Origin of the sequence: Bradyrhizobium sp. CCBAU 11357, from assembly GCF_028128865.1 — a bacterium.
Classification (GTDB): domain Bacteria; phylum Pseudomonadota; class Alphaproteobacteria; order Rhizobiales; family Xanthobacteraceae; genus Bradyrhizobium.
Map to the genome: position 1 here is coordinate 115,079 of NZ_LBJW01000108.1, position 26,315 is coordinate 141,393.

Annotated in this window: 29 protein-coding genes; 14 read left to right on the forward strand and 15 right to left on the reverse strand. The window is 65.8% G+C overall.

What is annotated here, in order from left to right:
* Nucleotides 1–42 precede the first annotated feature (42 nt).
* Together XI05_RS27280 and XI05_RS27285 are read left to right on the forward strand one after the other, a co-directional pair.
* Complete coding sequence (locus XI05_RS27280) at nt 43–783, forward strand: metallophosphoesterase family protein (protein WP_271507548.1); 741 nt, start codon at nt 43–45, stop codon at nt 781–783.
* A 6-nt stretch (nt 784–789) separates the two neighbouring features.
* The gene (locus XI05_RS27285) at nt 790–2,223 is read left to right on the forward strand and encodes a serine/threonine protein kinase (RefSeq protein WP_271507550.1); all 1,434 of its coding nucleotides are present in this window, start codon (nt 790–792) and stop codon (nt 2,221–2,223) included.
* Nucleotides 2,224–2,251: 28 nt separating this feature from the next.
* Here the strand turns inward: XI05_RS27285 and XI05_RS27290 are convergent, their stop codons facing one another.
* The 4 genes from XI05_RS27290 to rpe all read right to left on the reverse strand — a co-directional run bounded on the left by XI05_RS27290 (nt 2,252) and on the right by rpe (nt 4,227).
* Nucleotides 2,252–2,440 (reverse strand): hypothetical protein, encoded by a 189-nt coding sequence (locus tag XI05_RS27290; RefSeq protein ID WP_025037262.1) that lies wholly within the window; start codon nt 2,438–2,440, stop codon nt 2,252–2,254.
* 22 nt (nt 2,441–2,462) lie between these two features.
* Nucleotides 2,463–2,642 carry a hypothetical protein gene (locus XI05_RS27295; RefSeq protein WP_271507552.1) on the reverse strand — a complete coding sequence of 60 codons (180 nt, stop codon included), beginning with the start codon at nt 2,640–2,642 and terminating at the stop codon, nt 2,463–2,465.
* Nucleotides 2,643–2,878: 236 nt separating this feature from the next.
* Entirely contained in the window at nt 2,879–3,478 is a 600-nt protein-coding gene (locus XI05_RS27300; protein WP_271507554.1) for a hypothetical protein, read from the reverse strand.
* Nucleotides 3,479–3,525: 47 nt separating this feature from the next.
* Nucleotides 3,526–4,227: a ribulose-phosphate 3-epimerase gene (gene rpe, locus XI05_RS27305; protein WP_271507556.1), complete on the reverse strand. Its 702-nt coding sequence runs from the start codon at nt 4,225–4,227 to the stop codon at nt 3,526–3,528.
* A 254-nt stretch (nt 4,228–4,481) separates the two neighbouring features.
* Here rpe and XI05_RS27310 point away from each other — a divergent pair, with 254 nt between their 5' ends.
* Nucleotides 4,482–5,252 carry an EF-hand domain-containing protein gene (locus XI05_RS27310; protein ID WP_271507559.1) on the forward strand — a complete coding sequence of 257 codons (771 nt, stop codon included), beginning with the start codon at nt 4,482–4,484 and terminating at the stop codon, nt 5,250–5,252.
* A 114-nt stretch (nt 5,253–5,366) separates the two neighbouring features.
* Here the strand turns inward: XI05_RS27310 and XI05_RS27315 are convergent, their stop codons facing one another.
* Genes XI05_RS27315 through XI05_RS27325 form a run of 3 tightly spaced genes read right to left on the reverse strand, consistent with a single transcriptional unit; the run spans nt 5,367 to nt 9,515 of the window.
* The gene (locus XI05_RS27315; RefSeq protein WP_271507563.1) at nt 5,367–5,579 is read right to left on the reverse strand and encodes a KTSC domain-containing protein; all 213 of its coding nucleotides are present in this window, start codon (nt 5,577–5,579) and stop codon (nt 5,367–5,369) included.
* A gap of 53 nt (nt 5,580–5,632) precedes the next feature.
* Complete coding sequence (locus XI05_RS27320) at nt 5,633–6,631, reverse strand: P1 family peptidase (protein ID WP_172782995.1); 999 nt, start codon at nt 6,629–6,631, stop codon at nt 5,633–5,635.
* Nucleotides 6,632–6,689: 58 nt separating this feature from the next.
* The gene (locus tag XI05_RS27325; RefSeq protein WP_271507566.1) at nt 6,690–9,515 is read right to left on the reverse strand and encodes a PAS domain S-box protein; all 2,826 of its coding nucleotides are present in this window, start codon (nt 9,513–9,515) and stop codon (nt 6,690–6,692) included.
* A gap of 234 nt (nt 9,516–9,749) precedes the next feature.
* Here XI05_RS27325 and XI05_RS27330 point away from each other — a divergent pair, with 234 nt between their 5' ends.
* Complete coding sequence (locus XI05_RS27330; protein WP_271507569.1) at nt 9,750–10,136, forward strand: response regulator; 387 nt, start codon at nt 9,750–9,752, stop codon at nt 10,134–10,136.
* A gap of 108 nt (nt 10,137–10,244) precedes the next feature.
* Here XI05_RS27330 and XI05_RS27335 read toward each other — a convergent pair whose 3' ends face one another.
* The 5 genes from XI05_RS27335 to XI05_RS27355 form a co-directional block, all read right to left on the reverse strand.
* Nucleotides 10,245–11,363, reverse strand: a complete 1,119-nt coding sequence (locus tag XI05_RS27335; RefSeq protein WP_172782997.1) for a branched-chain amino acid ABC transporter substrate-binding protein — start codon at nt 11,361–11,363, stop codon at nt 10,245–10,247.
* 151 nt (nt 11,364–11,514) lie between these two features.
* Complete coding sequence (locus XI05_RS27340) at nt 11,515–12,252, reverse strand: ABC transporter ATP-binding protein (RefSeq protein ID WP_271507572.1); 738 nt, start codon at nt 12,250–12,252, stop codon at nt 11,515–11,517.
* Nucleotides 12,249–13,082 carry an ABC transporter ATP-binding protein gene (locus XI05_RS27345; protein WP_271507575.1) on the reverse strand — a complete coding sequence of 278 codons (834 nt, stop codon included), beginning with the start codon at nt 13,080–13,082 and terminating at the stop codon, nt 12,249–12,251. Before XI05_RS27345 ends, XI05_RS27340 begins: the two co-directional genes overlap by 4 nt.
* Nucleotides 13,079–14,398 (reverse strand): high-affinity branched-chain amino acid ABC transporter permease LivM, encoded by a 1,320-nt coding sequence (livM, locus tag XI05_RS27350; protein WP_271507576.1) that lies wholly within the window; start codon nt 14,396–14,398, stop codon nt 13,079–13,081. Before livM ends, XI05_RS27345 begins: the two co-directional genes overlap by 4 nt.
* Nucleotides 14,399–14,403: 5 nt before the next feature.
* On the reverse strand, nt 14,404–15,321 hold the full coding sequence (locus XI05_RS27355) for an ABC transporter permease subunit (RefSeq protein ID WP_271507579.1): 918 nt from the start codon (nt 15,319–15,321) through the stop codon (nt 14,404–14,406).
* A gap of 264 nt (nt 15,322–15,585) precedes the next feature.
* On the opposite strand from XI05_RS27355, the gene XI05_RS27360 reads away from it, so the two are divergent.
* The gene (locus tag XI05_RS27360) at nt 15,586–15,750 is read left to right on the forward strand and encodes a hypothetical protein (RefSeq protein ID WP_172783002.1); all 165 of its coding nucleotides are present in this window, start codon (nt 15,586–15,588) and stop codon (nt 15,748–15,750) included.
* A 263-nt stretch (nt 15,751–16,013) separates the two neighbouring features.
* Nucleotides 16,014–16,553, forward strand: a complete 540-nt coding sequence (locus XI05_RS27365; protein ID WP_172783003.1) for a hypothetical protein — start codon at nt 16,014–16,016, stop codon at nt 16,551–16,553.
* Here the strand turns inward: XI05_RS27365 and XI05_RS27370 are convergent.
* The 3 genes from XI05_RS27370 to XI05_RS27380 all read right to left on the reverse strand — a co-directional run bounded on the left by XI05_RS27370 (nt 16,515) and on the right by XI05_RS27380 (nt 19,220).
* Complete coding sequence (locus tag XI05_RS27370; RefSeq protein WP_024340834.1) at nt 16,515–16,907, reverse strand: carboxymuconolactone decarboxylase family protein; 393 nt, start codon at nt 16,905–16,907, stop codon at nt 16,515–16,517. The genes XI05_RS27365 and XI05_RS27370 overlap by 39 nt on opposite strands.
* A 102-nt stretch (nt 16,908–17,009) precedes the next feature.
* A complete protein-coding gene (gene pcaD, locus XI05_RS27375; protein WP_271507582.1) occupies nt 17,010–17,792 on the reverse strand; it encodes a 3-oxoadipate enol-lactonase in 783 nt (260 codons plus the stop codon).
* Between the two features lie 72 nt (nt 17,793–17,864).
* Nucleotides 17,865–19,220, reverse strand: coding sequence for a 3-carboxy-cis,cis-muconate cycloisomerase (locus tag XI05_RS27380; protein WP_271507584.1), 1,356 nt, complete (start codon nt 19,218–19,220; stop codon nt 17,865–17,867).
* Between the two features lie 172 nt (nt 19,221–19,392).
* On the opposite strand from XI05_RS27380, the gene XI05_RS27385 reads away from it, so the two are divergent.
* The 8 genes from XI05_RS27385 to XI05_RS27420 all read left to right on the forward strand — a co-directional run bounded on the left by XI05_RS27385 (nt 19,393) and on the right by XI05_RS27420 (nt 26,269).
* Nucleotides 19,393–19,839: an SRPBCC family protein gene (locus tag XI05_RS27385; protein WP_271507586.1), complete on the forward strand. Its 447-nt coding sequence runs from the start codon at nt 19,393–19,395 to the stop codon at nt 19,837–19,839.
* A gap of 149 nt (nt 19,840–19,988) precedes the next feature.
* Nucleotides 19,989–20,474 carry a (2Fe-2S)-binding protein gene (locus XI05_RS27390; protein ID WP_014494194.1) on the forward strand — a complete coding sequence of 162 codons (486 nt, stop codon included), beginning with the start codon at nt 19,989–19,991 and terminating at the stop codon, nt 20,472–20,474.
* A 27-nt stretch (nt 20,475–20,501) separates the two neighbouring features.
* Nucleotides 20,502–21,308 carry an FAD binding domain-containing protein gene (locus XI05_RS27395; protein ID WP_172783006.1) on the forward strand — a complete coding sequence of 269 codons (807 nt, stop codon included), beginning with the start codon at nt 20,502–20,504 and terminating at the stop codon, nt 21,306–21,308.
* A gap of 61 nt (nt 21,309–21,369) precedes the next feature.
* Nucleotides 21,370–22,293 (forward strand): AAA family ATPase, encoded by a 924-nt coding sequence (locus XI05_RS27400; RefSeq protein WP_260379842.1) that lies wholly within the window; start codon nt 21,370–21,372, stop codon nt 22,291–22,293.
* A gap of 134 nt (nt 22,294–22,427) precedes the next feature.
* A complete protein-coding gene (locus XI05_RS27405) occupies nt 22,428–23,630 on the forward strand; it encodes a vWA domain-containing protein (protein WP_271507588.1) in 1,203 nt (400 codons plus the stop codon).
* 10 nt (nt 23,631–23,640) lie between these two features.
* Complete coding sequence (locus tag XI05_RS27410; RefSeq protein WP_025037240.1) at nt 23,641–23,964, forward strand: XdhC family protein; 324 nt, start codon at nt 23,641–23,643, stop codon at nt 23,962–23,964.
* 2 nt (nt 23,965–23,966) lie between these two features.
* Complete coding sequence (locus XI05_RS27415) at nt 23,967–24,668, forward strand: XdhC family protein (protein ID WP_271507590.1); 702 nt, start codon at nt 23,967–23,969, stop codon at nt 24,666–24,668.
* Nucleotides 24,665–26,269 carry a molybdopterin-binding/glycosyltransferase family 2 protein gene (locus tag XI05_RS27420; RefSeq protein ID WP_271507591.1) on the forward strand — a complete coding sequence of 535 codons (1,605 nt, stop codon included), beginning with the start codon at nt 24,665–24,667 and terminating at the stop codon, nt 26,267–26,269. The genes XI05_RS27415 and XI05_RS27420 overlap by 4 nt, the downstream gene beginning before the upstream one ends.
* The last annotated feature ends 46 nt before the right edge of the window (nt 26,270–26,315 follow it).

The window sequence follows — 26,315 nt, forward strand, 5'->3', positions numbered from 1 at the left end:
GGCCTCATCGGCCTCGAATAAGAATTTGAGGGTGGAGGGTGCGTGCTTCTCGCTGTCTTCTCGGATATCCATGGCAACCGGCAGGCGTTCGAGGCCTGCCTGAAGGTTGCCCGCGCCAGGGGCGCGGAGCAGTTCGTCCTGCTCGGCGATTTCGTCGGCTATGGCGCCGATCCGGAATGGGCGGTGGACACCGCGATGGAGCTGGTCGCGCAGGGCGCCGTCGCGGTGCGCGGCAATCACGACCAGGCGATCAATTCCACGGCCGAGACCATGAACACCGAGGCGCAGATCGCGATCGAATGGACCCGCGGCCGCCTCGACACCGCACAGCGGCGGTTCCTGGCCGAATTGCCGATGCAGGTGGAGGACGACGGCCGCCTGTTCGTGCACGCGGAAGCCTCGCATCCGCAGCGCTGGCACTATGTCCGCTCGACCGTGGACGCCGCCAAGAGCCTGATTGCGACGCAGGCCCACGTCACCTTCTGCGGCCACATCCACAGGCCGGCGCTCTATTCGATGTCGGTGACGGCGAAGATGACGAGCTTCGTGCCGAAGACCGACGTCCCCGTGCAGCTCCTGCGCGGACGGCAATGGCTCGCGGTGCTCGGCTCGGTCGGCCAGCCCCGCGATGGTGATCCGTCGGCGTCTTTCGTACTGTTCGACACGGTCTCGAGCCAGATCACCTATTGCCGTGCGCCCTACGATATCGAGACGGCCGCGAGCCGGATCCGCGAGAACGGCCTGCCGCATTGGCTCGCCGACCGCCTGTCGCAGGGGCGCTAGAGGCCGATGCCGAAGCCCCTAGTCAGATCAGGTGCGGAGATCGACGGTTACACCATCGGCGAATGCGTGCATGCCGGCGGCATGGCGACGCTGTGGACCGTCACCCATCCCGGCATCGACGTGCCCATGCTGATGAAGATCCCGCGGGTGTCGGAGGGCGAGGACCCCGCCGCGATCGTCTCCTTCGAGATGGAGATGATGATCCTGCCGCGGCTTGCGGGGCCGCACGTGCCGGCCTGCTTCGGCACCGGCGATTTCGCCCGCCAAGCCTATGTCGTGATCGAGCGCATTCCAGGTGCCACGCTGTACAAGCGGCTCCCCGACCTGCCGCTGCCTTATGACGAGGCGCGGCAGCTCGTCGCCAGGATCGCGACAGCGCTCGCCGATCTGCATCGGCAGAACGTGATCCATCACGACATCAAGCCGAGCAGCATCATGTTTCGCGAGAGCGGCGAGGCGGTGCTGATCGACTACGGCCTGTCGCATCACAACCACCTGCCGGACCTCCTCCAGGAGGAATTCCGCCTGCCTTACGGCACCGCGCCCTATATGGCACCCGAGCGGCTGCTCGGGGTGCGCGACGATCCGCGCAGCGATCTGTTTTCGCTCGGTGTGCTGCTCTATTTCTTCACCACCGGTGAGCGGCCGTTTGGCGAGGGCGAGACGCTACGGGCGATGCGGCGCCGGCTGTGGCGCGATCCGCATCCGCCGCGGAAGCTTCGCGCGGATTATCCGCCCTGGCTTCAGGAGGTGGTGTTGCGGTGTCTGGAGATCGAGCCGGTGTGGCGCTATCCGACGGCGTCCCAGCTCGCCTTCGATCTCGCCCATCCCGACAAGGTCAAGCTCACCGCACGCTCGGAGCGGGTGAAACGCGATTCCCTCGGTGTCGCCTGGCGGCGGCGCTTCAACCAGGGCGCCATGGCGCCGCGCGCGAAATCGGACGTCGCAGCCCAGATCGCATCGAGCCCGATCCTCGCCGTTGCGCTCGACACCGCGGAGGGCGCTCCGGAGCTGAACGAGGCGCTGCGCGTGACCACCGAGCGCATCCTCGCCACCTTGCCCTCGGCGCGGCTTGCCTGCGTCAACGTGCTCAAGCTGAACCGGATCGCGATCGATCGGACATTGGACGAGCAGGGCTCCAACAAGCATATCGAGCGCCTGGTCGCGCTCAGGCATTGGGCAACGCCGCTCAAGCTGGACGAGAGCCGGCTATCGGCTCACGTGCTGGAGGCGGTCGACCCCGCCGCCGCGATCCTGGAGTTTGCCGAGGCCAACCAGGTCGACCACGTCATCATCGGCGCCCGGCAGAGCTCGTTCCGGCGCACGCTGCTCGGCAGCGTGTCGGCCAAGGTGGCCTCGGAGGCGAGCTGCACCGTCACCGTGGTGCGGCCGCCGCGGATGGCTGGGGACGCCGGCGGGCCGGAGGCCGGCGAAGCTTAGGCCGGCCGGGGCGATTTGCGGGGCTGGATCAGGCCGCGTGGACGGCCATGGCGCGCTTGCGGCGGATCGGCCAGGAGAATTGCGGCCCCGGCTCGCCGTGATCCGCGCTGCCGCCAAAATACTGGATGATCTCGCGGCAGGGCTCGCAATTGAACAGGTTACGCGACGCGGAGGCCTTGGTCATTTCCTTCAGGCAGTTCGGGCAATGGGGCTTCATGGGGCGGTCCGGAAAAGAAGTCTCAGTGGCGGCGCGGCGGGCCAAGCGAACGCTCGAGGTCCGAATTGTCGGGCCCGGTATTAGCGTCCAGCGTGCCATCGGTGCGCTCAAGGCGGCCGAAGAAATCATCGAGGCTCGGATGCGGGCGCCGTGGAATCCGGCACCTGCGCTTCGGCCGACGCTTCACGAGTGCGATCTGCATGGACGTCCGCCCCTGTCGCGGGCGCGGCGGATGTTGCGGGCCGAACGGGCCGGGGCCTCGACCGGGCCGGCCGATGGACCAAACACGACAAACGCACTGAAACCAATCCACAACGCCACGCCAGTCCAAACCAGGGTCGTCGTCATGATGTGCTCCCGCGAAAACAGGCAGGAATCACTTGCAGTGATTTGCGCGAATCAGTGAAGTCCGGATGAGTACGGACCAACGCTACAATTTTAAGCTTTGCGCGTTGCAGAACCCGTAGAAGCCGCAGTTCTTCCCGGGTGCGACCGACGTTCTTTGCCGGTGCGCGCATGATCGAGGATATCCCGGATGCGCCGTGCGTCTCGAACACCGCGAAACCCATATCGCCCGGTGTAGTCGGTATCGGGCGAACGGGTCGAGCACCCTGACGCAAAGTTGAGGTGGCCGACGCCGCCGCCGATGTCGAGGATTTCGAACACTGCATCCATGGCATCGAACGAAGTAGCAGTCACGCTGCGTCTGCTCCAGGCCGTGCGCACGATCAGCGCGCGGCGGTCGGTGATCACATAAAGCGTCTGCAGGTCTTGCAGCAGCATCACGAACGGAGCTGCAACCATCCCAACTCCAAGCATCGCGAGAGGTTGGGCCGCTTGGTCGATCCAATCGTTTCTGACGGCGATGACTGTCAGCAACAGCCAAGGGAATCCGATCCACCAGAGAAACCGCCACATCATCATGCGGGCAACGCCGTCGGGCTGACCCTGCCAGACCACCTGCTCCCCCTCCTGAAGGGTCTCGGCGAGCAGGCGCCGCAGGCCTGCGCAAAACAGAGTGGTGCGGAGTTCATCCATCCCCGTTGGTCGCAGCGGCCGCAGCTCCGGTTCGGTTAGCGATGGTCTCAGATCGCCTCGCCGCGTGCCCCGAGTGCCGCGTTGCGGATCGCGGCGATGTTGGTCTTGTAGGCGTCCAGCGTGCCGCCCTTGAACACCGAGGTGCCGGCGACGAAGGCGTTGGCGCCGGCCGCGGCGAGCGCGCCCGCAACATCGGGGCCGACGCCGCCGTCGACCTCGATGTCGATCGGACGGCCCGCCATCATTGCCCGGATGTCGCGGATCTTGTTGATCGCGGAGGGAATGAAGGCCTGGCCGCCGAAGCCCGGATTGACCGACATCACCAGCACGAGGTCGACGAGGTCGAGGACATATTCGAGCGCGCTGATCGGCGTCGCCGGATTGAGCGAGACGCCGGCCTTCTTGCCGAGCGCGCGGATCGCCTGGAGCGAGCGGTGCAGGTGGGGACCCGCCTCCGCGTGCACGGTGATGTGGTCGCAGCCGGCTTTGGCGAAGGCCTCGAGATAGGGATCGCAGGGCGAGATCATCAGATGCGCGTCGAAGATCTTCTTGGTGTGCGGGCGCATCGCCTTGATGACATCAGGGCCGTAGGAGATGTTCGGAACGAAATGCCCGTCCATCACGTCGAGATGGATCCAGTCGGCACCGGCGGCGTCCACACTGCGCACCTCCTCGCCGAGCTTGGAGAAGTCCGAGGCCAGGATCGAGGGGGCGATGGCCAGTGGGCGGGGGGCGAAAGCTTGGGTCATGGCGCGTTTTCCCGTGGCGGACGGACGACGAATGGCCTCGCCTAACATGGGCCCTTGTGGGGGGCAATGCAGGAGGGAGGCACTTCCTGTGGGCGGAAATTTCTGCCGCTGGCGGCATGAATTGCCGATGTTCCCGCGCCCTGCACGACCTGATGGGTGCGGATTTCATTGAGCTTTTCGCGATGGCACGGTGCTTGCTGACTTCAGCCGCAGAACATTGATCGCGGCATGCCGCGTCCTGTTGGAGTTGTGCAATGTTGTTAGCCCTAGGTGCGGTATCGAGCGCCCTCGACGCGATCCAGTCGCTGACGAACTCGAAATCGTCCTCGGCGGCGCACAAGACGGGCGCCTCGCAGAGCGCGCCGGTCAATCCGTTCGCAATCGACAGTGGCAGCAGCAGCACGGCCGGCGCGACCTCGTCGGTCAATGCAGGCAAATATCCGCAGATCTCGTCGGAGACGATGAACGCGCTGTTCGCGGCGCAGAGCCAATCGGCCGACGGCGCGGCCTCGTCGAGCTCGACCTCTTCGACGTCGAAGAGCCGGGAGGCTGCGCTGAAGGATCTGTTCTCGCAGATCGACGCGGACGGCGACGGCAAGATCACCAAGTCCGAATTCGAGGACGCGCTCGGTGCGGGCGGCACCAACCTGGCCCAGGCCGACGACGTGTTCTCGAAGATGGACGCGAATGCGGATGGCAGCATCAATCTCGGCGAGATGACGAAGGCGCTGAGGGGCGGTCACGGCCGTGATCACGCGCAAGGCGCGGGAGATGGCTCGGATTCCTCGTCGCAATCCAGCCGCGGCTCGACGTCGACCACGACGACCAATGCCGACGGCTCGACCACCACCACCGTCACCTATGCCGACGGCTTCAAGATGTCGACGACGGTGCCGGGCGCCGCCAGCGCGTCGAATGCGAAAGGTGGCGGCAATTCGCCTTACGACTGGTTCGGACAAATGATGCAGCGCCAGGCGCAGGCCACCGCGGGAGCAGCGGCTTCATCGATGTCGATCAGCGTGTGAGCTCATCCCGAAGCTAGAGCATGATCCGGAAAAGTGCGTAGCGGTTTTCCGAAAAGATCATGCTCAAACAATAACCTAAAGCGCGATGACGATTCATCCTCATCGCATCGCGCTTTAGCCCGCATATTCGTGCGTGATGTCACGATAGGCATAGCGGTCGCGGATCTCGCGATTGAAGAACGTTCCTTTTGCGCGCGCATCCCTGAACGCGGCAGCGACCTCGGGCGGAACATCCTCATAGACATAGAGGCGTCCGCTGACGAACGTCACCTTCAGCTCGCGTGTATCGGGCGCATAGCGAAAGAAGCGGATCACGGAAGAGGGCATGGCCGCGCACCTGGTCCGCCGGGTAACGCTTTGGGGGCCGTTTCGTTTCTCGCCTAGCCGAACCGGTCCTTCCAGGCCGCCTGCGCGCCCGGAAAGGGCAAGGCCGTTGCGCTGTAGACGCCGCGGGCGATCGCGCGGGCGACGACGTTGGCGGCGATCGTGCCGAGCTCGGTGAGGCCGACCAGCGGCTCGATCGGCTTCTCGCACGTGGCGGCGGCAAACAGCACGTCGCCGTCGGTCGGCGCGTGCACCGGATAGATCGCGCGGGCGAAGCCGGTATGCGCGATCATCGCCAGCCGTTTGGCCTGGGGCTTGGTCAGGACCGCGTTGGTGACGACGGCGCCGATGGTGGTGTTTTCGCGCGCGCTTGCGGCAGGCCCGCCCTTGATGCGCATGCGGAGCATGTCCTCGGTGAACTTGTCCGGCAGGCCGCGTCCGCCGAATTCGCCGTCCACCTCGAACGGTGCCGCCCAGAACCACGGGCCATTGCCGACGGTGACGCTGCCCACGGCGTTGACGGCGACGACCGCCGCGACCTTGATTCCGCTCGGCGTCACGGCCGATGCCGAGCCGAGCCCGCCCTTGAACGTCGCGGTGGTGGCGCCGAAGCCGGCGCCGACGCTGCCAAGGGCGAAATCCGCGCTGGCGGCGGCGGTCGCCGCGGCATAGCCGAGGTCGCGATAGGGCGAGAAGCGTCCCCAGGCCTTGTCGCCGCCATTGAGCAGGTCGAACAGGATCGCCCCCGGAACGATCGGGATCAGCGCTTCGCGAACCCGGTGGCCGCGGCCCTGCTCGGCGAGCCAGGCCTGCACGCCGCCGCCGGTGTCGAGGCCGAAGGCCGAGCCGCCCGACAGCGCGATGGCGTCGACGCGCTCGACCGTGTTGGCAAGATCGAGCAGTGCATCCTCGCGCGTGCCGGGGCCGCCGCCGCGAACGTCGATCGCGGCGATCGCGGGAGAATCGAAGATGATCGCGGTCGCGCCGGAGCCGACTTTCGGGTCCTCGGCATGGCCGACCCGGACGCCGGCGATGTCGGTGAGAAGGTTCTTCACGGCGGCCTCGTCGTCGAGAGCAATTCACGATCTGCGATAGCGCAGCAATGCCGCAGGCTCAACAGGCGAGCGCGGTCCTCAGCATCTTGGCGAGTTCGGACTTGCGGTAGGGCTTGGCCAGCAGCAACACGCCGGAATCGAGCCGGCCGTGATGGACGATGGCGTTTTCGGTGTAGCCCGAGGTGAACAGCGTCTTCAAATCTGGGCGGCGCTTGTGCGCTTCGTCGGCCAGCTGGCGGCCGTTCATGTTGCCGGGCATGATGATGTCGGTGAACAGCAGGTCGATGGTCTCGTCGCTGTCGATGATATTGAGCGCCTCGGCGCCGTTGGCGGCCTCGAGCGCGGTATAGCCGAGGCTTTTGACCTGCGTCACCACATACTGCCGCACCAGCGCATCGTCCTCGACGATCAGGATCTTCTCGTTGCCGCCGGTGATGGGCGCATTCTGGAGCGCCTCGAACTCGGTCTCCTGCACCCCGGTGGAGCGCGGCAGGTAGATCTTCACGCTCGTGCCGTGGCCTTCCTCGCTGTAGATCTTGATGTGGCCGCCCGATTGCTTGACGAAGCCGAACACCATGCTGAGGCCGAGGCCGGTACCCTTGCCGACCTCCTTGGTGGTGAAGAAGGGATCGAACACCCGGTCGATCAGCTCGGCAGGAATTCCGCTGCCGGTGTCGCTGACGGCGATCATCACGTAATTGCCGGCGACGACGTCGGGATTCATGCTGGCATAGCCGTCGTCGAGGAAGATGTTGCGGGTCTCCAGCACGAGGGTGCCGCCCTCGGGCATGGCGTCGCGCGCGTTCAGCGCGAGATTGAGGATCGCGGTGGAGAGCTGGCCCGGGTCGACCAGCGTCGGCCAGGCATCCTCGGTGAGCTGCGGCATGATGCTGATCTGCTCGCCGAGCGTCGGATGCAGCAGCTTGGCGGCTTCGAGCACCAGTGCGTTGACGTCGATCTCGCGCGGCTGGAGCGGCTGCTTGCGGGCAAAGGCGAGCAGATGCTTGGTCAGCTGCGCGCCGCGCTCGGCGGCGTCGTCGATCAGCTTGGTGATGGCGGCAAGCTCGGGCCGGTCGGCGACCGCGTCGCTGAGAATGCCGATCGTACCCGTGATCACGGTCAGCACGTTGTTGAAGTCGTGGGCGACACCGCCAGTCAGCTGGCCGATCGAGTCCATTTTCTGAACCTGCCGGAGCTGGGCTTCCGCGGCCTGCTTGTCGGTGAGGTCGCGGCCGATGAAGAAGTGGCGCTTTACCGGCTCGGACCACGTGCCCATCCAGTTCAGCGAGACCTCGTGACCGTCGTAATGGTAATAGCGCGCCTCGAAGCTGCGCTTGACCGCGCCGCGACGGGCTGCGCGCATCTCGCTCCGCGTCTTCTCGAGATCGTCGGGATGGATGAACTCGATCGCGCTGTGCCCGACCATGTCCTCGGGGCTGTAGCCGAGAATGTTCTGCACGCTCGGGCTGACCTGGACGAAATTGCCGTAGCCGTCGGTGACCAGGATCAGGTCCTGCGATGTCTCGAAGATGCGCTGGCGTTCCTCGGTCTCGCGGCGCAGCTTCTCTCTGGCCTGCTTTTCTTCGGTGATGTCATGGGCGATCTTGGAAGCGCCGATGATTTCTCCATCGTCGGTCCGCAGCGGTGAGATGTTCAGGACGACGTCGAGCGGGCGGCCGTCTTTCCGAGTTCGGACTGTCTCGTGCTGGGCGATCGACTCGTTGCTGGCGATCCGGTTGAGGATGCTTCTGACTTCGCTCTTGCGGTCCGGCGGCACGATGATGTCGATCGGCTTGCCGACGGCCTCGGCGGCGGAGTAGCCGAACAGATGTTCGGCGGCCTTGTTCCAGCCGGTGATGATGCCGTCGAGCGACTTGGTGATGATCGCGTCATTGGACGATTCGACCACTGCGCCGTACAGCGCGAGGCGCTTGCCGAAATAGTCGCGTTCCGAGGCCGATTGCTGGCGCAGCCTTCCGACGAGGCCCACCGTACGCGCCTGCAGGCGGACATTTTCGATCAGAAGCACCGCGAGCACGAAGGTCGCCGCGGCGAGGCCGTAGAGCCGGCCGGCATAGAAGCCGAGATCGAAGCGCGCGACGTTGACGATCGCCGACAGTGCGATGTCGAACAGCCAGGCGCACATGACCACCATGAGCCAGATATCGATCACCGTATGCGGCCTGCGGAACCAGAGCGAGACCAGCGCGGCAAAGCTCAGCGACCACACGAAGGACACGACTCCGATCATGGTCGCCGTGTAGCGGCCCTCGCTCAGCAGGACCGGCAACAGATCGTGCTGCGCGGTGACGATCCAGGCGAAGACGGCCATCGCGGCGATGACGCAGAGCACGCTGCCATAAATCGCGTTGCTTGCTGCGCCGCGGACCCGGGGCCCACCGTCTTTTTCCTTCAGCCAGGCATATGCCATCACGCAGAGCGGAAAGCCGGCGTGCCAGATCATGTAGAGCCAGACCGTGGTCTGCCGGCCCGCGCCCAGGAGGCCGGTCGGCGTGAACAGGCCGGGGAAGGTGAGGGCATGTACCAGCGCCGCCGCGGCGGTGAAGAGATAGCCGCTCGCGAGCCACAGCAGCGCGCGGGTTCGCAGAATCGCAAATTGCGACAGCAGCAGCACGGCCGTGACGATGTCGCTCACGGCCAGCGCGGATTGATAGCTGGCGACGAAGGCGGGGACCGGCAGGAGCGGGGTACCGGCGAAGGGCACGGCCGCGGCGAACAGCAGGGAGGACACACCGACAATCGTCAATGCTGCAGTGCGGTCGGTCGAGGTGGCCGGCAGGGTCGACAGAAAGGTGGTTCGGTCGATCGTCGCAGGCACGTCCAGTTCGCGCGCCTCGGTGGTGAGCAGGTCGGGTTTGAGCATCTCCGCTAGTCTCATTCGCCGGCAATCCGTTCATCGTAGCGGGTTTTGGGCGCGGGTCATGACGGAACCGGTTTGCGACTCAACCGAGGGTTACAGCTTACCTAATTTCGGTGGATGCGCGGAACAGGGATCAGTAAGGTGCGCTTTACGGGGCGGGGTCATAATGCCCATCCGCTGCGGCGGGTTCCAGGTTTGAAACAGGCGATTTTGGTTTCGAGATCGGGAGTTGCTCCGATGCCACGCGTGCTCATCATCGACGACCAGAAGGACGTCCGTGCGATGATCGCGATCGTGCTTCGGGTCAATCGTTTCGAGGTCGTGGAGGCCGAAAGCGGCGCGGCTGGGCTCAAGGCCTTTGCGGAAAGCCCCTTTGACGCGGCGATCGTCGACATCTTCCTCGGCGACACCAATGGTGTCGATGTCATCACGGCCCTGCGCGAGCGCGCGCCGGCGCTGCCCGTGATTGCGGTATCCGGGATGACGGCGCTCGATTTCATGGACCAATCGCCTCACCTCGCCAACGTCGCCTGCCTGCAAAAGCCGTTTCGGCCGAACGATCTGCTGCAAGCGCTACGCAAGGCCCGGGCCGCGGCGGGCGGCGAGATCTCGGCCGCGGTCTGACCGGGCAAAAGAACGCCCCGGCAAGCCGGGGCGCGGTCGCGATGGCAGAGCCTTCGGGGGATCGCTGATCGGGATCCCCGAAGAGCATCCTTGATCAGGAACCCTTGATCAAGAACCCTTGGCGCCGAGCTCGGCGTAATTGCCCTTGGCGTCCCACTTGTAGACGACATAGTCGATCTGCTTGAGGTCGCCCTTGGCGTCAATTTCGATCGGGCCGAGCACCGTGTCCCACTTGCCGGCCTTGATGGTCTCCATGACCTTCTTGGCGTCGGTGGTGCCGGCCTTCTTGACCGCCTGCGTCCAGACCTGCAGCGCAGCGTAGGTATAGAGCGTATAGCCTTCCGGATCGATGCCCTTGGCCTTGAACGCCTCGACGATCTTCTTCGCGGTCGGCTTGTTGCGCGGATCGGGACCGAAGGTGAACAGCGTGCCTTCGCCGGCGGGACCGGTGATGGAGGCGTACTCCTTGTCGGCGAGCGCGTCGCCCGACATCAGCACCGTCTTCAGGCCCTGATCGCGCATCTGGCGCAGGATGAGGCCGGCTTCCTGATGGTAACCGCCGACATAGACGAGCTCGACATTCTCCTTCTTCAGGCGCGAGACGATCGCGTTGAAGTCCTTGTCGCCCTTGTTGTAGCTCTCGTAGAGCTTCTCGGTGATGCCGGCCTTGTTGAGCGCCTTCTTGGTCTCGTCCGCAAGCCCCTTGCCGTAGGTGGTCTTGTCGTTGAGGATGGCGATGTTCTTGCCCTTGTAGTTCTTGGCGATGTATTGCGCGGCGATCAGGCCCTGCTGGTCGTCGCGGCCGCACACCCGCGCCACGTTCCACAGCTTGCGCTCGGTGAAGAGCGGGTTGGTCGAAGCCGGAGTGATTTGCAGGACGTTGCCGTCCGCATAGGCTTCGGAGGCCGGGATCGAAGACGACGAGCAGAAATGGCCGGCGACGAACGGGATCTTGGCGCCGGCGATCTTTTCCGCCACCGAGCGGGCCTGTTTCGGATCGCAGGCGTCGTCCTCGGCGTTGAGCGCGAGCTTCTTGCCGTTGACGCCACCGGCGGCGTTGATGTCGGCGATGGCCATCTCGGCGCCGTTCTTCATCTGGCGGCCGAAGGCGGACTCGCCGCCGGTCATCGGGCCTGCGACTGCGACGGTGACATCCTGCGCGAATGCCGCGCTCGACAGCGCGAGCGATGCGCCGAATGCTAGACCGATGAGCTTCAGTGATTTCATGAGATACCTCGCGGGTGGTCGCCTGTGGAAGTTGCCGGGCATGCCCGGTTCAAACCGGCGCCATTCTTGAATGAATTCGAGGAGAAGTCACCGGCAAAATACGGGCATAGGTCAAGATATCTAGCCGCATTCTCGCGCAGGGCGGCGCCGGTCAGTGCCGGCCGCCTTCCAGATATGCGGCGCGGATCTCGGGGCGCTGCAGCAATTCGGCGCCGCTGCCGGCCAGCGTGATCAGGCCATTGACCATGACATAGCCGCGGTGGGCGAGCTTGAGGGCATGGTTGGCGTTCTGCTCGACGATCAGCACGGTCAGGCCGTCCTGCCGGTTCAGTGTGCGGATGGCGTCGAAAATCTGCCGCGCGATGAGCGGGGCGAGCCCGAGCGAGGGTTCATCGAGCAGGAGCAGGCGAGGGCGGCTCATCAACGCGCGGCCGATCGCCAGCATCTGCTGCTCGCCGCCGGACAGGGTTCCGCCGCGCTGGGCGAAACGCTCCTTCAGGCGGGGAAACAAGGCGAACACGCGCTCGAGCGTGCTCTCCCGTTCCGCCGGCGTACTCTCGGTGACGTCGGCCCCCATCTGGAGGTTCTCGGCGACGCTCATGCGCGGGAAGATGCGGCGGCCTTCGGGCGACTGCGCGATGCGCAAATGGGCGATCTCGTGGGTCGGGACGGCCGTGATGTCCTTGCCCTCGTACAGGATCTGCCCGGCGCGGGCGCGCGGCTTGCCGAAGATCGTCATCATCAGCGTCGACTTGCCGGCGCCGTTGGCGCCGATCAGCGCGACGATCTCGCCGGAATTGATCTCGACGTCGACGCCCTTCAAGGCCTCGATCTTGCCGTAGGCCGCGCGCAGGCCCCGGATCGCGAGCAGGGGGGATGCCGCCGTCACGATCCGCTCTCCATGACGGCCATGGCCTCTTCCTCGTCGGCGCCGAGATAGGCGGCGATCACCTTGGGATCGTCGCGCACCTCGCGCGGCGTGCCTTGTGCGATCTTCACGCCGTGATCCATCACCACGATGTGGTCGGAGATCTCCATCACGACCGACATGTCATGCTCGATCAGGAGGATCGACGTTCCAAGGTCGTTGCGGATCGAAAGCAGGAGCTCGTTCAACGCGGCGCTCTCTCGCGCGTTGAGGCCTGCAGCCGGCTCGTCAAGGCACAGGAGTGCAGGTTCGGTGCACATCGCGCGCGCGATCTCGAGGCGGCGCTGATCGCCATAGGCGAGATTGCCGGCCGCATCGTCGGCGCGGTCGAGCAGGCTGACTCGCCTCAGCCAGTCGGTGGCGAGATCGATCGCGCGCTTTTCGGCGTCGCGATAAGCGGGCACGCCGACGAGGCCGAGCAAGGTGAAGCCCGAGGCGCGCATCAGCATGTTGTGCTGCGCCACCATCAGGTTTTCGAGCACGGTCATCCCGGGAAACAGGCGGATATTCTGGAAGGTGCGCGCGACCTTGGCCTGCTTGGCGATACGGAAGTCGTTGAGCCGCTCGAGCGCGATTTCCCGGCCGTCATCGTGGGTGAGGCGGATGGCGCCGCCGGTCGGCTTGTAGAAGCCGGTGATGCAGTTGAACACGGTGGTCTTGCCGGCACCGTTCGGTCCGATCAGCGCCGTAATCTTGCGCCGCTCCGCCGCGAACGACAGATCCTGCACGGCGACGATGCCGCCGAAGCGCATGGTGAGCTGATCGACGTGGAGGATACGCTCGCCGCTCATCCGTGGCCCTCCTTGACGAGGTCGGAGGAGATGGCCTGCGACTTCTTCAGATAGACGGTCGGCGCGCGATGGCCGACCAGGCCGCGTGGTCGCCAGATCATGATCAGCACCATCGCCCAGCCGAACACCAGCATGCGATAGGTCTCGAGGCCGCGGAACAGCTCGAACCCGCCGATCATCGCCAGCGCCGCGAGCGCGACGCCGAGCTGCGAGCCCATGCCGCCAAGCACGACGATGGCGAGCACCAGCGCCGATTCCTGGAAGGTGAAGGATTCCGGGCTGATGAAGCCCTGGCGGGTGGCGAAGAAGGCGCCGGCAAAGCCGCCGAACATGGCGCCGGTCGCGAACGCCGTGAGCTTGGTCGTCGTGGTATTGATGCCGAGCGCGCGGCAGGCGACCTCGTCCTCGCGCAGGGCTTCCCAGGCGCGCCCGATCGGCAGCCGGCGCAGGCGGATCGTCGCCCAGTTGGTGAGCAGCGCCAGTGCCAGGATCAGATAGAACAGGAAGACGATACGGTGGGTCGGCGAATACTCGATGCGGAGCATGGCGGCCAGCCCATCGTCGGTGTTGCTCAGCGGAATGCCGAACAGGGTCGGACGTGGAATACCGGATACGCCGTTCGGTCCGCCGGTCAGACTCTGCCAGTTGATCAGGACGAGGCGGATGATCTCGCCGAAGGCGAGCGTGACGATGGCGAGATAGTCGCCGCGCAGGCGCAGCACGGGAAAGCCGAGCAGCACGCCCCAGAATGCGGCGAGGATGCCGGCGAGCGGCAGGCAGATCCAGAACGACCAGCCGAAATTGGTGGCGAGCAGCGCGTAGGAATAGGCGCCGACCGCATAGAACGCGACGTAGCCGAGATCGAGCAGGCCGGCGAGCCCGACCACGACATTGAGGCCCCAGCCCAGCATCACATAGGTGAGCACGAGAATGGCGAGGTCGAGGATGTAGCGCTGGTTATAGAAGATGACGGGCACCAGCAGCGTGAAGATCAGCAGCGCGGGTGCAAGGTAGCGGCCGACCAGCGACATGCCCTTCTGCACCGCTGGCGGCACCAGCTTCTCGGTGCCGGCCGGGCCGATCCATTGCCTGAGCAGATCGATCACAATCGAGCCGCCAAACACGGCGGCAACGAGGGAGGCTAGCTCGCCGAATCGCGTCCAGTAAGTGAGCTGGCCGTCGGAGCCCGCCTCGGTGCGGATGCCGACCATCAGCGAGAACAGCACCAGCGCGATCACTGCGTTGATGAAGGCGGTCTTGAGGAGGGCGGGGAGGCCCGTTGCAGGTTTGGTCGTGTGGGTCGAGGGAGCTGTCACGCGCGTCAGACTTTTTCGACTTCGGGACGGCCGAGCAGGCCGGTCGGCATGAAGATCAGCACGACGATCAGGATCGAGAACGCCGCGACGTCCTTGTACTCGACCGAGAAATAGGCCGACCAGAACGTCTCGATCAGGCCGATCGCGAGCCCGCCGAGCATGGCGCCGGGCAGCGAGCCGATGCCGCCGAGCACGGCGGCAGTGAAGGCCTTGATGCCGGCGACGAAGCCCATGAAGAAGTCGACCAGGCCGTAATACAGGAGGTACATCAGGCCCGCGACGGCGGCGAGGGCGGCGCCGATCACGAAGGTCATGGAGATGGTGCGGTCGACGTCGACGCCGAGCAGCGCCGCCATGGTCTGATCCTGCTCGCAGGCGCGCATGTCGCGCCCGAGCCGGGTGCGCGACACCAGCCAGGTGAAGATCGCCAGCAGCACGATGGTGGTGAGGACCACCATGATCTGGATGTTGGAGAGCTGGATCACGAAGCCGTCCTGGCTCTCGTGCAGCGTATAGCCGCCGGTGATGAAGGGCGGGATCGGCTTGACGCGGGCGCCTTGCGCCACTTGCGAATAATTCGTCAGCACGAACGACATGCCGATGGCCGACAGCATCGGGGCGAGGCGGAAGGAATGGCGCAGCGGCCGGTAGGCGATGCGCTCGATGGTCCAGCCATAGAGCGCGGTGATTGCCATCGACACCAGCAGCACCACGAGCAGGATCACGGGGATGGCCGTGAGGCCGAGCGAGATCAGGATCAGGAAGGTGATGAGGGCGATGAAGCCGCCGATCATGAAGACGTCGCCATGGGCGAAGTTGATCATGCCGACGATGCCGTAGACCATCGTGTAGCCGATCGCAATCAGGCCGTAGATGGAGCCGAGCACGAGGCCGTTGATGAGCTGCTGGGCGAAATAATCCATAAGCTGCCGTACCCAAACTTGACGCGGCTCAAAGGGAGCTCTTGCAGAGAGTTCTTGGGCCCCGGCAGCCCTTGAGCGTTCACATGGTTTTGTAACAGGAGGGAACTGGCGGCTGCAACTGGCCCGGTCTCCGCCTTAAGGCTTGTACAGAGATCATTTTGCCGCTGGGTTCCTCGCAGCTGCGAGGAACCGGGTTCCCGGGGCAACTAAAGTGGATGACGGCCGTTGTCTTCCCTCTGACGTCCAACAAGGGAGTTTCCCCGAATGACGAAGCAGCAGAACCAGAATCCGGGTCAGCAGAACCAGAACCCCGGCCAGCAGCGCCCCGGGCAGCAGCAGGGCGGCGGTCAGAAACCCGGACAGCAGCAGCAGAACGATCCGATGCGCCAGGGTGATCGCCCGGGCCAGCAGGGTCAGCAGGACAAGTAGTTTGGGAGCCCAGAACTAAAGAGGGTGAGGCCCTGCCGAGAGGCGGGGCCTTTTCCTTATTGACGAGTCATCCGGGGCGGCTCGAAGAGCCGAACCGGGAATCTCGAGATTCCGGGTCTGGGGCTGCGCACCCGAATGACGCCACGGGAGCAGGCAGTTAAGGTAAACAAAGGGTTTAAATTGCCGCCACAGTCTGATGCGAGTTAGCTCCGGCATGGCCGCCGCCTTCCATCGAAGGCGCGGCAAACCAAGCGGGAAGCGGCATGTTCAGGAATTGGCGGATCGGCTCGGTCAACGGCGCCCTGCTGGCGGCCTATTTCATTCCCGTCTGGAGCCTCGTCGCCTTCAACATCATTGTTGCGCCCGTGCACGGCCTTTACGAGCGGCCGAGCGTCGCGGTGGCGCTGTATCTGAGCGACCACCTGCAGATGGCGGGCATGGACACGGTGCGTGCCGCCTGGCTGCTGGCGCTCGGACGGCTGACCGTGGTGGCGTTCTTCGCGATCTATCTCGTGCTGCTCTGCATTCCCCGAACCCGCAAGGGCGGCGGCAGTGACGAGGCGCTCGGGATTGCGCTGGCGATCGGCAGCCTGATCTCCTTTGCCAGCATGGTGATGGCCTCCAAGGTCGGCGAGTTGGCCGCGCTTCGGCTGCACGCCACCGAGCTTCTGCTCTTGCTCGGTGCGGCCATCGTGGTCGTGATCGAGAAGCCGGCGGCTGCGCCGAAAACGGCCGAGGCCGCCGCGCCGCCGAATCTTCAGCCTTTAGGTCTTGAGCAGGCCGAGCTCCTGCACAATCGCTGAGGCTTCCTTGACGGCGTGGTTCGCCGCTGGCACGCCGCAATAGATCGCCTGCTGCAGCAGGATCTCCTTGATGTCGTCGGGCGTGAAGCCGCCCTCGGCGAGCGCCGCACGCACGTGCAGGCGGAATTCGTCCCATTGCCCGAGCGCGACCATGGTGCCGATCACAAGCACGCGCCGCGTGCGCTCGTCGAAATGCGGCCGCGTCCAGATCTCGCCCCAGGCGTAGCGGGTGATCAGGTCCTGGAAGTCGGTGTTGAACGCATTGCGGTTCGCGATCGACTTGTCGACCCAGGCATTGCCCAGCACCTTGCGGCGCACGTTCATGCCGGCATCGCGGCGCTTCTGGTCGTCCATTGTTTCCTCCTTCGTCATTGCGAGCGCAGCGAAGCAATCCAGGATCTTTCCGCGGCCGCAGTCTGGATTGCTTCGCTGCGCTCGCAATGACGAGTTGTGAGATCAGCGCTGCGTCAGGAACCCCACCACCGCATCCGTGAACGCATGCGGCTGCTCGACGTTCGAAATGTGCGCGGCGTCGATGATGGTCATGCTGGCGCCGGGAATGTTGGAGCGGATCAATTCGGCCGCCGAGATCGGCGTCGCCGCGTCGTGGCGGCCGGCGATCACCAGCGTCGGGCTCTTGATCTTCGGCAGCAGCGCGCGCTGGTCCAGCGTCGACAGCGCCTCGCAGCAGGCGAGATAGCCTTCAACGGGTGACGCCAGCAGCATCGCTTTCATCTTTGCGGTGATCGCAGGCTCGCGCTCGCGGAAATCCTGGGTGAGCCAGCCCGCGATCACGGCGTCCGCGACCGCGGCGATGCCGCCTTTTTTCACCGCCTCGATCCGTTCCAGCCATCGGGTCGGCTCGGCATAATAGCAGGAGGTGTTGGCGAGGATGAGCTTGCCGAACCTTTCGGGCGCGTTGGCGCCGAGCCATTGCCCGACCATGCCGCCCATCGACAGGCCGCACCAGTGCACCTTCTCGATGTTGAGATCGTCGAGGATCGCGAGCACGTCGCGGCCGAAGCGCTCCATCGTGTAGGGGCCGGGCGGAACGTTCGACTTGCCGTGGCCGCGGCGGTCGTAGCGGATGACGCGGAACACCTGCGTCAGCGCCTTCATCTGCGGCTCCCACATCTGCAGCGTGCAGCCGAGCGAGTTCGACAGCATCAAGGTCGGCCCGCCGTCGCGGCCTTCGACGGAGACGTTGAGGAGGCATCCGTCGGCATCGATCATGGGCATGCGGCGTCTCCGTTCTGGAGCATGATCCGGAAAAGTGTGGAGCGGTCTTCCGACAAGATCATGCTCAAACAATTAGTCTTGATCGAGGTTATCGAGCAGGCGGTCGATCAGCGCCTGTGACGCCCCTTGATAGGCCATCGGCTCGAACAATGCCGCAATTTTTTCCGGCGTCAGGTGCGCGGTGACTTGCGAATCGGCCGACAGCACCTCGCGCAGATGCTTCTTCTCGGCGACGGCGCGCTTGCTCGCGGCCTCGACGAGATGATGTGCGTCGCTCTTGCCGATGGCTTCGGCGAGCGCGAAGGTCACGGCCTCCGCCATGATCAGCCCGTGCGTCGCATCGAGATTGCTGCGCATGCGGGCCGCATCGACCTCGAGACCCTCGGCGATGTCGACGACGGCAGCCAACGCGCCGGAGGTGACCAGCATCAATTGCGGCAGCGTCGGCCATTCCGCGTGCCAGGGGCCGGCGCTGCGTTCGTGGTCCTGCACCTGGGCGGCGAAGATCGTCGCGGCGAGCTGCGGGGCCATGGTGGCGGCGCCCAGCGCGCTTGCGGCGGCGACCGGGTTGCGCTTGTGCGGCATGGTCGAGGAGCCGCCGCGGCCTTCGCCGGCCGGCTCGAACGCTTCGGCGACGTCGGTCTGCATCAGCAGCGAGACGTCGCGCGCGATCTTGCCGCAGCTGCCGGCGAGAATGGCAAAGCAGGATGCAGCCTCGGCGATGCGGTCGCGATGGGTATGCCAGGGCGCCTCGGGCAGCGGCAGGTTCAGCTCCTGTGCCAGCCGTTCGGCCACCGCGAGCCCCTTGTCGCCGAGCGCAGCGAGCGTGCCGGCGGCGCCGCCGAATTGCAGGGCGAGGCCCTCGCGGGAGAGCCGCCGCAGGCGGCAGCGGGCGCGGGCAAGGCTCGAGGCGTATTCGGCGGCCTTCAGCCCGAATGGCATCGGCAGCGCGTGCTGGAGCCAGGTCCGCGCCACCATCGCGGTGTTGCGATGGCTGCGCGCCAGCGCGGCAAAGCCCTTGATGGCGCGGCTGAGGTCGGCGTCCAATGCCGCGATGCCGGCGCGCAGGGTCAGCATGGTCGCGGTGTCGATGACGTCCTGGCTGGTCGCGCCCCAATGCACGTAGCGCGCGGCCTCCGCGTCATTCTTGCCGACATTGGCGGTCAGCATCTTGACCAGGGGAATCGCGAGATTGCCCGATCGCGTCGCGGCCTCGGCCAGTGCGGCGAGGTCGAAGCCATCGGCCTTGCACGCCGCCTCGATCGGTCCGACGGCGGATGCCGGAATCACCGCCGTGGCGGCCTCGGCGCGTGCCAGGGCTGCCTCGAAATCGAGCATGTTCTGCAGGGTCGACCGGTCGTCGCAGATCGCGCGCATGGCGGCGCTCGACAGCATCGGTGCGAGCAGGGGGGAGATGGATGTGCTCATGTTGCGCGCGACCTAATCATCATGGCCCGGCCCTGCCAATCCCCCACCGCCCGCACACGTCATTTTGCAGTTGCGAATATGCATTGCACGTGACCGGGCGCCGGCCTTTTCTTTGCCGCGTCGCTGCGTTACTTGATCAGCACTATAGTTGCGCGATCCGGGAGGCACCCTCATGGCCATGACGATGAACGGCGAAGTCCAGCTTGCGGCGCCGCGCGAGGCCGTGTGGGCCAAGCTCAACGATCCCGAGGTGCTGAAGGCGTGCATCCCCGGCTGCGAGGAGCTGGAGAAGACCGACGACGGCGGCTTCCGCGCGACGGCGAAAATGAAGGTCGGGCCGGTGTCGGCGCGCTTCAAGGGCAAGGTCACGCTGTCCGATCTCGACCCGCCGAACGGCTACAAGATTTCCGGCGAGGGCGAGGGCGGGGTGGCCGGATTCGCCAAAGGCGGCGCGGCGGTCAGGCTCGCCGAGAAGGACGGCGGCACGCTGCTCTCTTACGATGTCGAGGCGCAGATCGGCGGCAAGTTGGCGCAGCTCGGCCAACGCCTTATCAACGGCGCCGCCAAGAAGCTGGCCGACGAGTTTTTCGCGAACTTCGCCAAGGCGGTGCAGGGCTGAAGGTCCAATACCTTTAGCATAGCGCCTTCGGCATGGCGCCTTGCGCCCTGGGCGATGTTGCCCCGGGGCATAATGGCCCATATGATGGGTTGGAATAATTATAAGAACCGCTTCGACGGGACCCGTTGGGGCGCTGATAGAGAGTGCTTATGGCAAAAATCTCCCTCATCGTGAACGGCAATCCTGTGACGGCCAACGTCGATCCCCGCACGCTTCTGGTGCAATTCCTGCGCGAGAATCTGCGGCTGACGGGCACCCATGTCGGCTGCGACACCTCGCAGTGCGGCGCCTGTGTCGTGCATCTCGACGGCAAGGCCGTGAAGTCCTGCACCACGCTTGCGGTGATGGCGGACGGTCACGAGGTCAAGACGATCGAGGGGCTCGCTGCCGATGGCGCGCCGCTGCATCCGATGCAGGAGGCCTTCCGCGAGCACCACGGCCTGCAGTGCGGCTTCTGCACGCCCGGCATGATCATGACCGCGATCGACATCGTGCACCGCAAGGGTCACGAGCTCGACGACCACACCATTCGCGAGGAGCTCGAAGGCAATCTCTGCCGCTGCACGGGCTACCAGAACATCGTGGCGTCGATCTCCGCCGGCGCCAAGGCGATGGCGAAATCCGATCTCGCGTAACGCGCACCCCGCGATCAGGACATTCAAATGTACGAATTCAAGTATCATCGCCCCGGCACCGTGCGCCAGGCGGCCAACCTCCTGGTGAAGAACGAGGACGCCAAGGTGATCGCCGGCGGTCACACGCTGCTTCCCGTCATGAAGCAGCGCCTCGCGAGCCCCCCGCATCTGGTCGACCTCTCCCACATCGAGGGGCTCAACACGATCGAGATGAAGGGCCGCTCGCTGGTGATCGGCGCCACCGCCAAGCACGCCGAGGTCGCGACCTCCGCCATCGTCGGTGAGGCGATCCCGGCGCTGGCGAATCTCGCCGGCGGAATCGGCGATCCCGCCGTGCGCCACAGGGGCACGATCGGCGGCTCGCTCGCCAACAACGATCCGACGGCCGACTATCCCGCCGCGGTGCTCGCGCTCGGCGCCACCATCGTCACCAACAAGCGTCGCCTCAAGGCGGAAGAGTTCTTCCAGGGCCTGTTCACGACCGCGCTCGAAGCGGACGAGATCATCACCAAGGTGATGTTTCCGCTGCCGAAGAAGGCCGCCTACGTCAAGTTCCGCAACCAGGCCTCGCGCTATGCGCTGGTCGGCGTGTTCGTGGCGCGGCGTCCGTCGGATGTGCGCGTTGCCGTCACCGGTGCGGGCTCCGAAGGCGTGTTCCGCGTCACCGCATTCGAGGAGGCCCTGAAGAAGCGCTTCGCCTCGAAGGCGCTGGAGGGCATCGCGGTACCGGCGGAAGGCCTCAACAGCGACATCCACGGCAGCGCCGAATACCGCGCGCATCTCATCGGCGTGCTGACGCGCCGCGCCGTCGACGCCGCCAATGCCAAGGAATGAGCTGGCCTCATTCCTCGATCCAGACCTGTCCCGGTGAGGGCGTAGCGAGACTGGCTTTTTCATGACTTCAGCGGCCACTTCTTCCGGTGCTTTGCCGGCATCGGTCGATGCGATGCTCGAACTCCTGACGTCGCGCGGCTATCTGGCCGAGCGCTCGCTGGCGACGGTGACGTATCTGTCGCTGCGCATGGGCCGGCCGCTGTTCCTGGAAGGCGAGGCCGGCGTCGGCAAGACCGAGATCGCCAAAGTGCTCTCGGCGGCGCTGGGGCGGAAGCTGATCCGCCTGCAGTGCTATGAAGGCCTCGACGTCTCCTCGGCGGTCTACGAGTGGAACAGCGCCGCGCAGATGATCGCGATCCGGATGGCGGAAGCCGCCGGCGACACCGATCGCGATCAGCTGTCGAGCGACATCTTCGCCGATCGCTACATGATCAAGCGGCCGCTGCTCCAGGCGCTGGAGCCCGATGTCGCCGGCCCGCCGGTGCTGCTGATCGACGAGCTCGACCGCGCCGACGAGGCGTTCGAGGCGTACCTGCTCGAGATCCTCAGTGACTTCCAGGTGACCATCCCCGAATTCGGCACGGTGAAGGCACCGCACCCGCCGATCGTCATCATCACCTCCAACCGCACCCGCGAGATTCACGACGCGCTGAAGCGGCGCTGCCTCTATCACTGGGTCGACTATCCCGCCGCCGAGCGTGAGCTCGCGATCGTCAAGACGCGCGTGCCCGGCATCTCGGCCAAGCTGTCGCAGCAGGTCGTGCGCTTCGTGCAGGCGCTGCGCAACCAGGACTTCTACAAGTCGCCGGGCGTCGCCGAGACCATCGATTGGGCCACCGCCCTGTCCGAGCTCGATGCCCGCTCGCTGACCCCGCAAGTGGTCGGCGACACGCTGGGCGCGCTGCTCAAGTACCAGGACGACATCACCCGCATGCAGGGCGAGACGCTGCAGAAGGTGCTGAAGGACGCGACGAGCGAGAATTGATCTCGCGTCAGATTGAGTTCGTCATTCCGGCGCGCGTAGCGCGAGCCCGGAATCCATTGGGCCGCAGAGTCGGTGGATGGATTCCGGGCTCGCGCCAAGTGGCGCGCCCCGGAATGACGGAGCGAGGATAGACCATGGCCATCAACCACCTTGCCCCCGAACAGACCGAGCAATTCGCCGACAACATCGTCGGCTTCGCCCGCGCGCTGCGTGCCGCCGGCATGCCGGTCGGGCCGGGCGCAGTCATCGATGCCATGAGCGCGCTGCAGGTGATCGACATCGGCAACCGATCCGACGTCTTCACCACGCTGGAGGCGATCTTCGTCAAGCGTCACGAGCATGCGCTGATCTTCAAGCAGGCCTTCAACCTGTTCTTCCGTGCCTCGGAAGAGTGGAAGCACATGCTGGACTCGGTGCCGCTGCCGGAGGAGGCCAAGAAGAAGCCGAAAGCCGGCGCCCGCCGCGTCCAGGAGGCGATGTCACAGCCGCGCATGACCGAGACGCCGCAGCACCAGGAGCAGGATTTGCGCCTGTCGGTTTCCGACAAGGAGATCCTGCAGAAGAAGGATTTTGCGCAGATGAGCGCGGCGGAGATCGCCGAGGCGCTCCGTGCCGTCGAGCGGATGCATCTGCCGCAGGCCGAGCTCTTGACGCGCCGGCAACGGCCCGATCCCCGCGGCCTGCGCCTCGACCTGCGGCGCACGCTGCGCGCATCTTTGCGCACCGGCGGCGACATCATCGACATCCGTCGCCTCGGGCGGATCGAGAAGCCGGCGCCGATCGTGGCGCTGCTCGACATCTCGGGCTCGATGAGCGAATACACCCGCCTGTTCCTGCACTTCCTGCACGCCATCACGGATGCCCGCAAGCGGGTCTCGGTGTTCCTGTTCGGCACGCGCCTCACCAATGTCAGCCGCGCGCTGCGCCAACGCGATCCGGACGAGGCGCTGGCGAGCTGCTCGGCGTCGGTAGAGGACTGGGCTGGCGGTACCCGCATCTCGGCCTCGCTGCATAACTTCAACAAATTGTGGGCGCGGCGGGTGCTGAGCCAGGGCGCCATCGTGCTCCTGATCTCCGACGGGCTGGAACGGGAGGCCGATTCCAGGCTCGCCTTCGAGATGGACCGGCTGCACAGGTCCTGCCGGCGGCTGATCTGGCTGAACCCGCTGTTGCGGTTCGGCGGCTTCGAGGCCAAGGCGCAGGGCATCAAAATGATGCTCCCCCACGTTGACGAATTCCGCCCGGTACATAATTTGAGTTCGATCCAGGAGCTGATCACCACGCTCTCCCAGCCGCTGCCCCCGCATCACCGCAGCCTGATCCGCTCCGCAGCTTGAGAGGCCAGCCATGCTCGATCGCGACGAGGACATCCTGAAGGCGGCGGAGGACTGGCAGAAGGCCGGCCGTGGCGTCGCGCTGGCGACGGTTGTGGAGACCTGGGGCTCGGCGCCGCGCCCGGCGGGCTCCAGCCTCGTCATCAACGACGAGGGCACCTTTCTGGGCTCCGTGTCCGGCGGCTGCGTCGAGGGCGCCGTGGTCACCGAAGCCATGGATGTGATCCAGAGCGGCAAACCGAAGATGCTGGAGTTCGGCGTCGCCGACGAGACCGCCTGGAATGTCGGGCTGTCCTGCGGCGGCACCATCCGCGTCTTCGTCGAGAAGGTCGGCTAGCCGTGAAGCTCGATATCCTGCACGAACTCAATGCCGAGCGCGCGGCGCGCCGGCCAGTCATCCTGGTGACGGACACCGAGAGCGGCGAGCAGCGCCTGGTGAAGGCGCAGGATTTCGCCAGGGATCCGCTGCGCGCCGAGCTGGACAAGCAGCTTCGCATGGGCAAGAGCGCCAGTGTCGAGGCTGGCGGCAAGAAGCTGTTCCTCAACGTCTACGCCCCGACGGCAAAGCTCGTCATCGTCGGCGCGGTCCATATCAGCCAGGCGCTGGCGCCGCTGGCGCGCTCGCTCGGTTATGACGTCACCGTGGTCGATCCACGCACGGCCTTCGCGAGCCCGGAGCGCTTTCCGGACATTCCGCTGATCGCCGAATGGCCTGACGCGGCGCTGCCGCCGCTCAACGTCGATGCCTACACGGCGTTCGTCGCGGTGACTCACGATCCCAAGATCGACGACCCCGCGCTGCTGCACGCCTTCGAGCGCAACTGCTTCTATATCGGCGCGCTCGGCTCGCGGAAGACGCATGCCAAGCGTGGTGACCGGCTGCGGGCGCAGGGCGCCAAGGAAAGCGACATTGCGCGCATCCACGCGCCCATTGGGCTAGCGATCGGTGCGGTCTCGCCATCCGAGATCGCGGTGGCGATCATGGCCGAGATCACGGCGGTGCTTCGGCTGCCTTCCAAGGAAAAAGAAGAAGCGGCATGAAGTTCGGCCCGGCGAGCCCGAGGGATGCGATCGGTGGGGTGACCGTCCACACCCTGCGCCAGGGATCGCTGGTGCTGAAGAAGGGCACGACGATCGGGCCTGCCGAAGTCGAGGCGCTGGAGCGCGCCGGCATCAAGGACATCGTCGTGGTGCGCATGGAGGCGGGCGACGTCTCCGAAGACGTTGCGGCCGCCAGCATCGCGCTCGCCATCGGCGGCGAGGGCATCCATGTCGAGCGCGCTTTCACCGGCCGCGCCAATCTGTTCGCCGCGCGAGCGGGCGTGCTGGTGATCGACCGCGCCGCGGTCGACCGTATCAACAACATCGACGAAGCCATCACCTTTGCGACGCTCGCCGCCTACAAGCCGGTGGTCGAGGGCGAGATGGTCGGCACCGTCAAGATCATCCCGTTCGGCGTCGAAGCGAGTTTGCGCGATGCCGCGGTGAAGGCGGCGGGCAAGGACGTGTTGAAGGTCGCGCCTTACGTGATCAAGCGCGTCGGCGTGGTCTCGACGCTGCTGCCGGGCCTGTCCTCCAAGGTGATCGACAAGACGCTGCGCGTCACCGCCGAACGGCTGGCCCCGGCCGGCGCTGGCATCATCGCCGAGCGCCGGGTCCCGCACGAGGAGCAGGCGCTGTCGGCCGCGATCAAGGAATTGCTTGGGCTCGGCGCCGAGCTCGTGATTGTGTTCGGCGCATCCGCGATTGCCGATCGCCGCGACGTCATTCCGGCAGCCGTCACCGGGATCGGCGGCGAGATCGAGCATTTCGGCATGCCGGTCGACCCCGGCAATCTCTTGCTGATCGCCCGCGCCGGCGACGTGCCGGTGCTGGGCGCGCCGGGCTGCGCGCGCTCACCGGTCGAGAACGGTTTTGACTGGGTCTTGATGCGGCTTCTCGCCGGCATCGAGGTGACGCGGTCCGAGCTGATGGGCATGGGCGTCGGCGGCCTCCTGATGGAGATCGTGACGCGGCCGCAGCCGCGCGCCAAGCCGGAGACCGAGGGCAACAGCGAGGTCGCGGCGATCGTGCTCGCGGCGGGCCGCTCGACCCGGATGGGCGGGCCGAACAAGCTGCTCGCCGAGCTCGACGGCAAGAAGCTGGTGCGCCTCGCGACCGAGCAGGCGCTGGCCTCCAAGGCATCCGAAGTGATCGTCGTCACCGGCCATCAGGCCGAGCTGGTCGAGCAGGCGCTGCAAGGCCTGAAGGTGAAGTTCGTCCGCAATCCTGACTTCGCCGGCGGCATCGCAAGTTCTGTGAAGGCCGGGATCGCGGCCGTGCCCGAGACCTGCGACGGCGCCGTGGTGTGTCTCGGCGACATGCCGCTGATCGACGCCGGCCTGATCGACCGGCTCATCGACAGTTTCGCACCAGACCGCGGCAACCTCATCGTCGTGCCCGTCAGCGAGGGCCGTCGCGGCAACCCCGTGCTGTGGTCGCGGCGCTTCTTCAAGGAGCTGATGACGCTCGACGGCGACATCGGCGCGCGGCATTTGATCGCCAAGCACACCGAGGCCGTCGCCGAGGTGCCGGTGGACGGCGAGAGCGCCTTCCTCGACATCGACACCCCGCAGGCATTGGAAGCGGCAAGACGCGGATGAGGGTGCCGTAGGGTGGGCAAAGGCGCGCCGCGCCGTGCCCACCGTC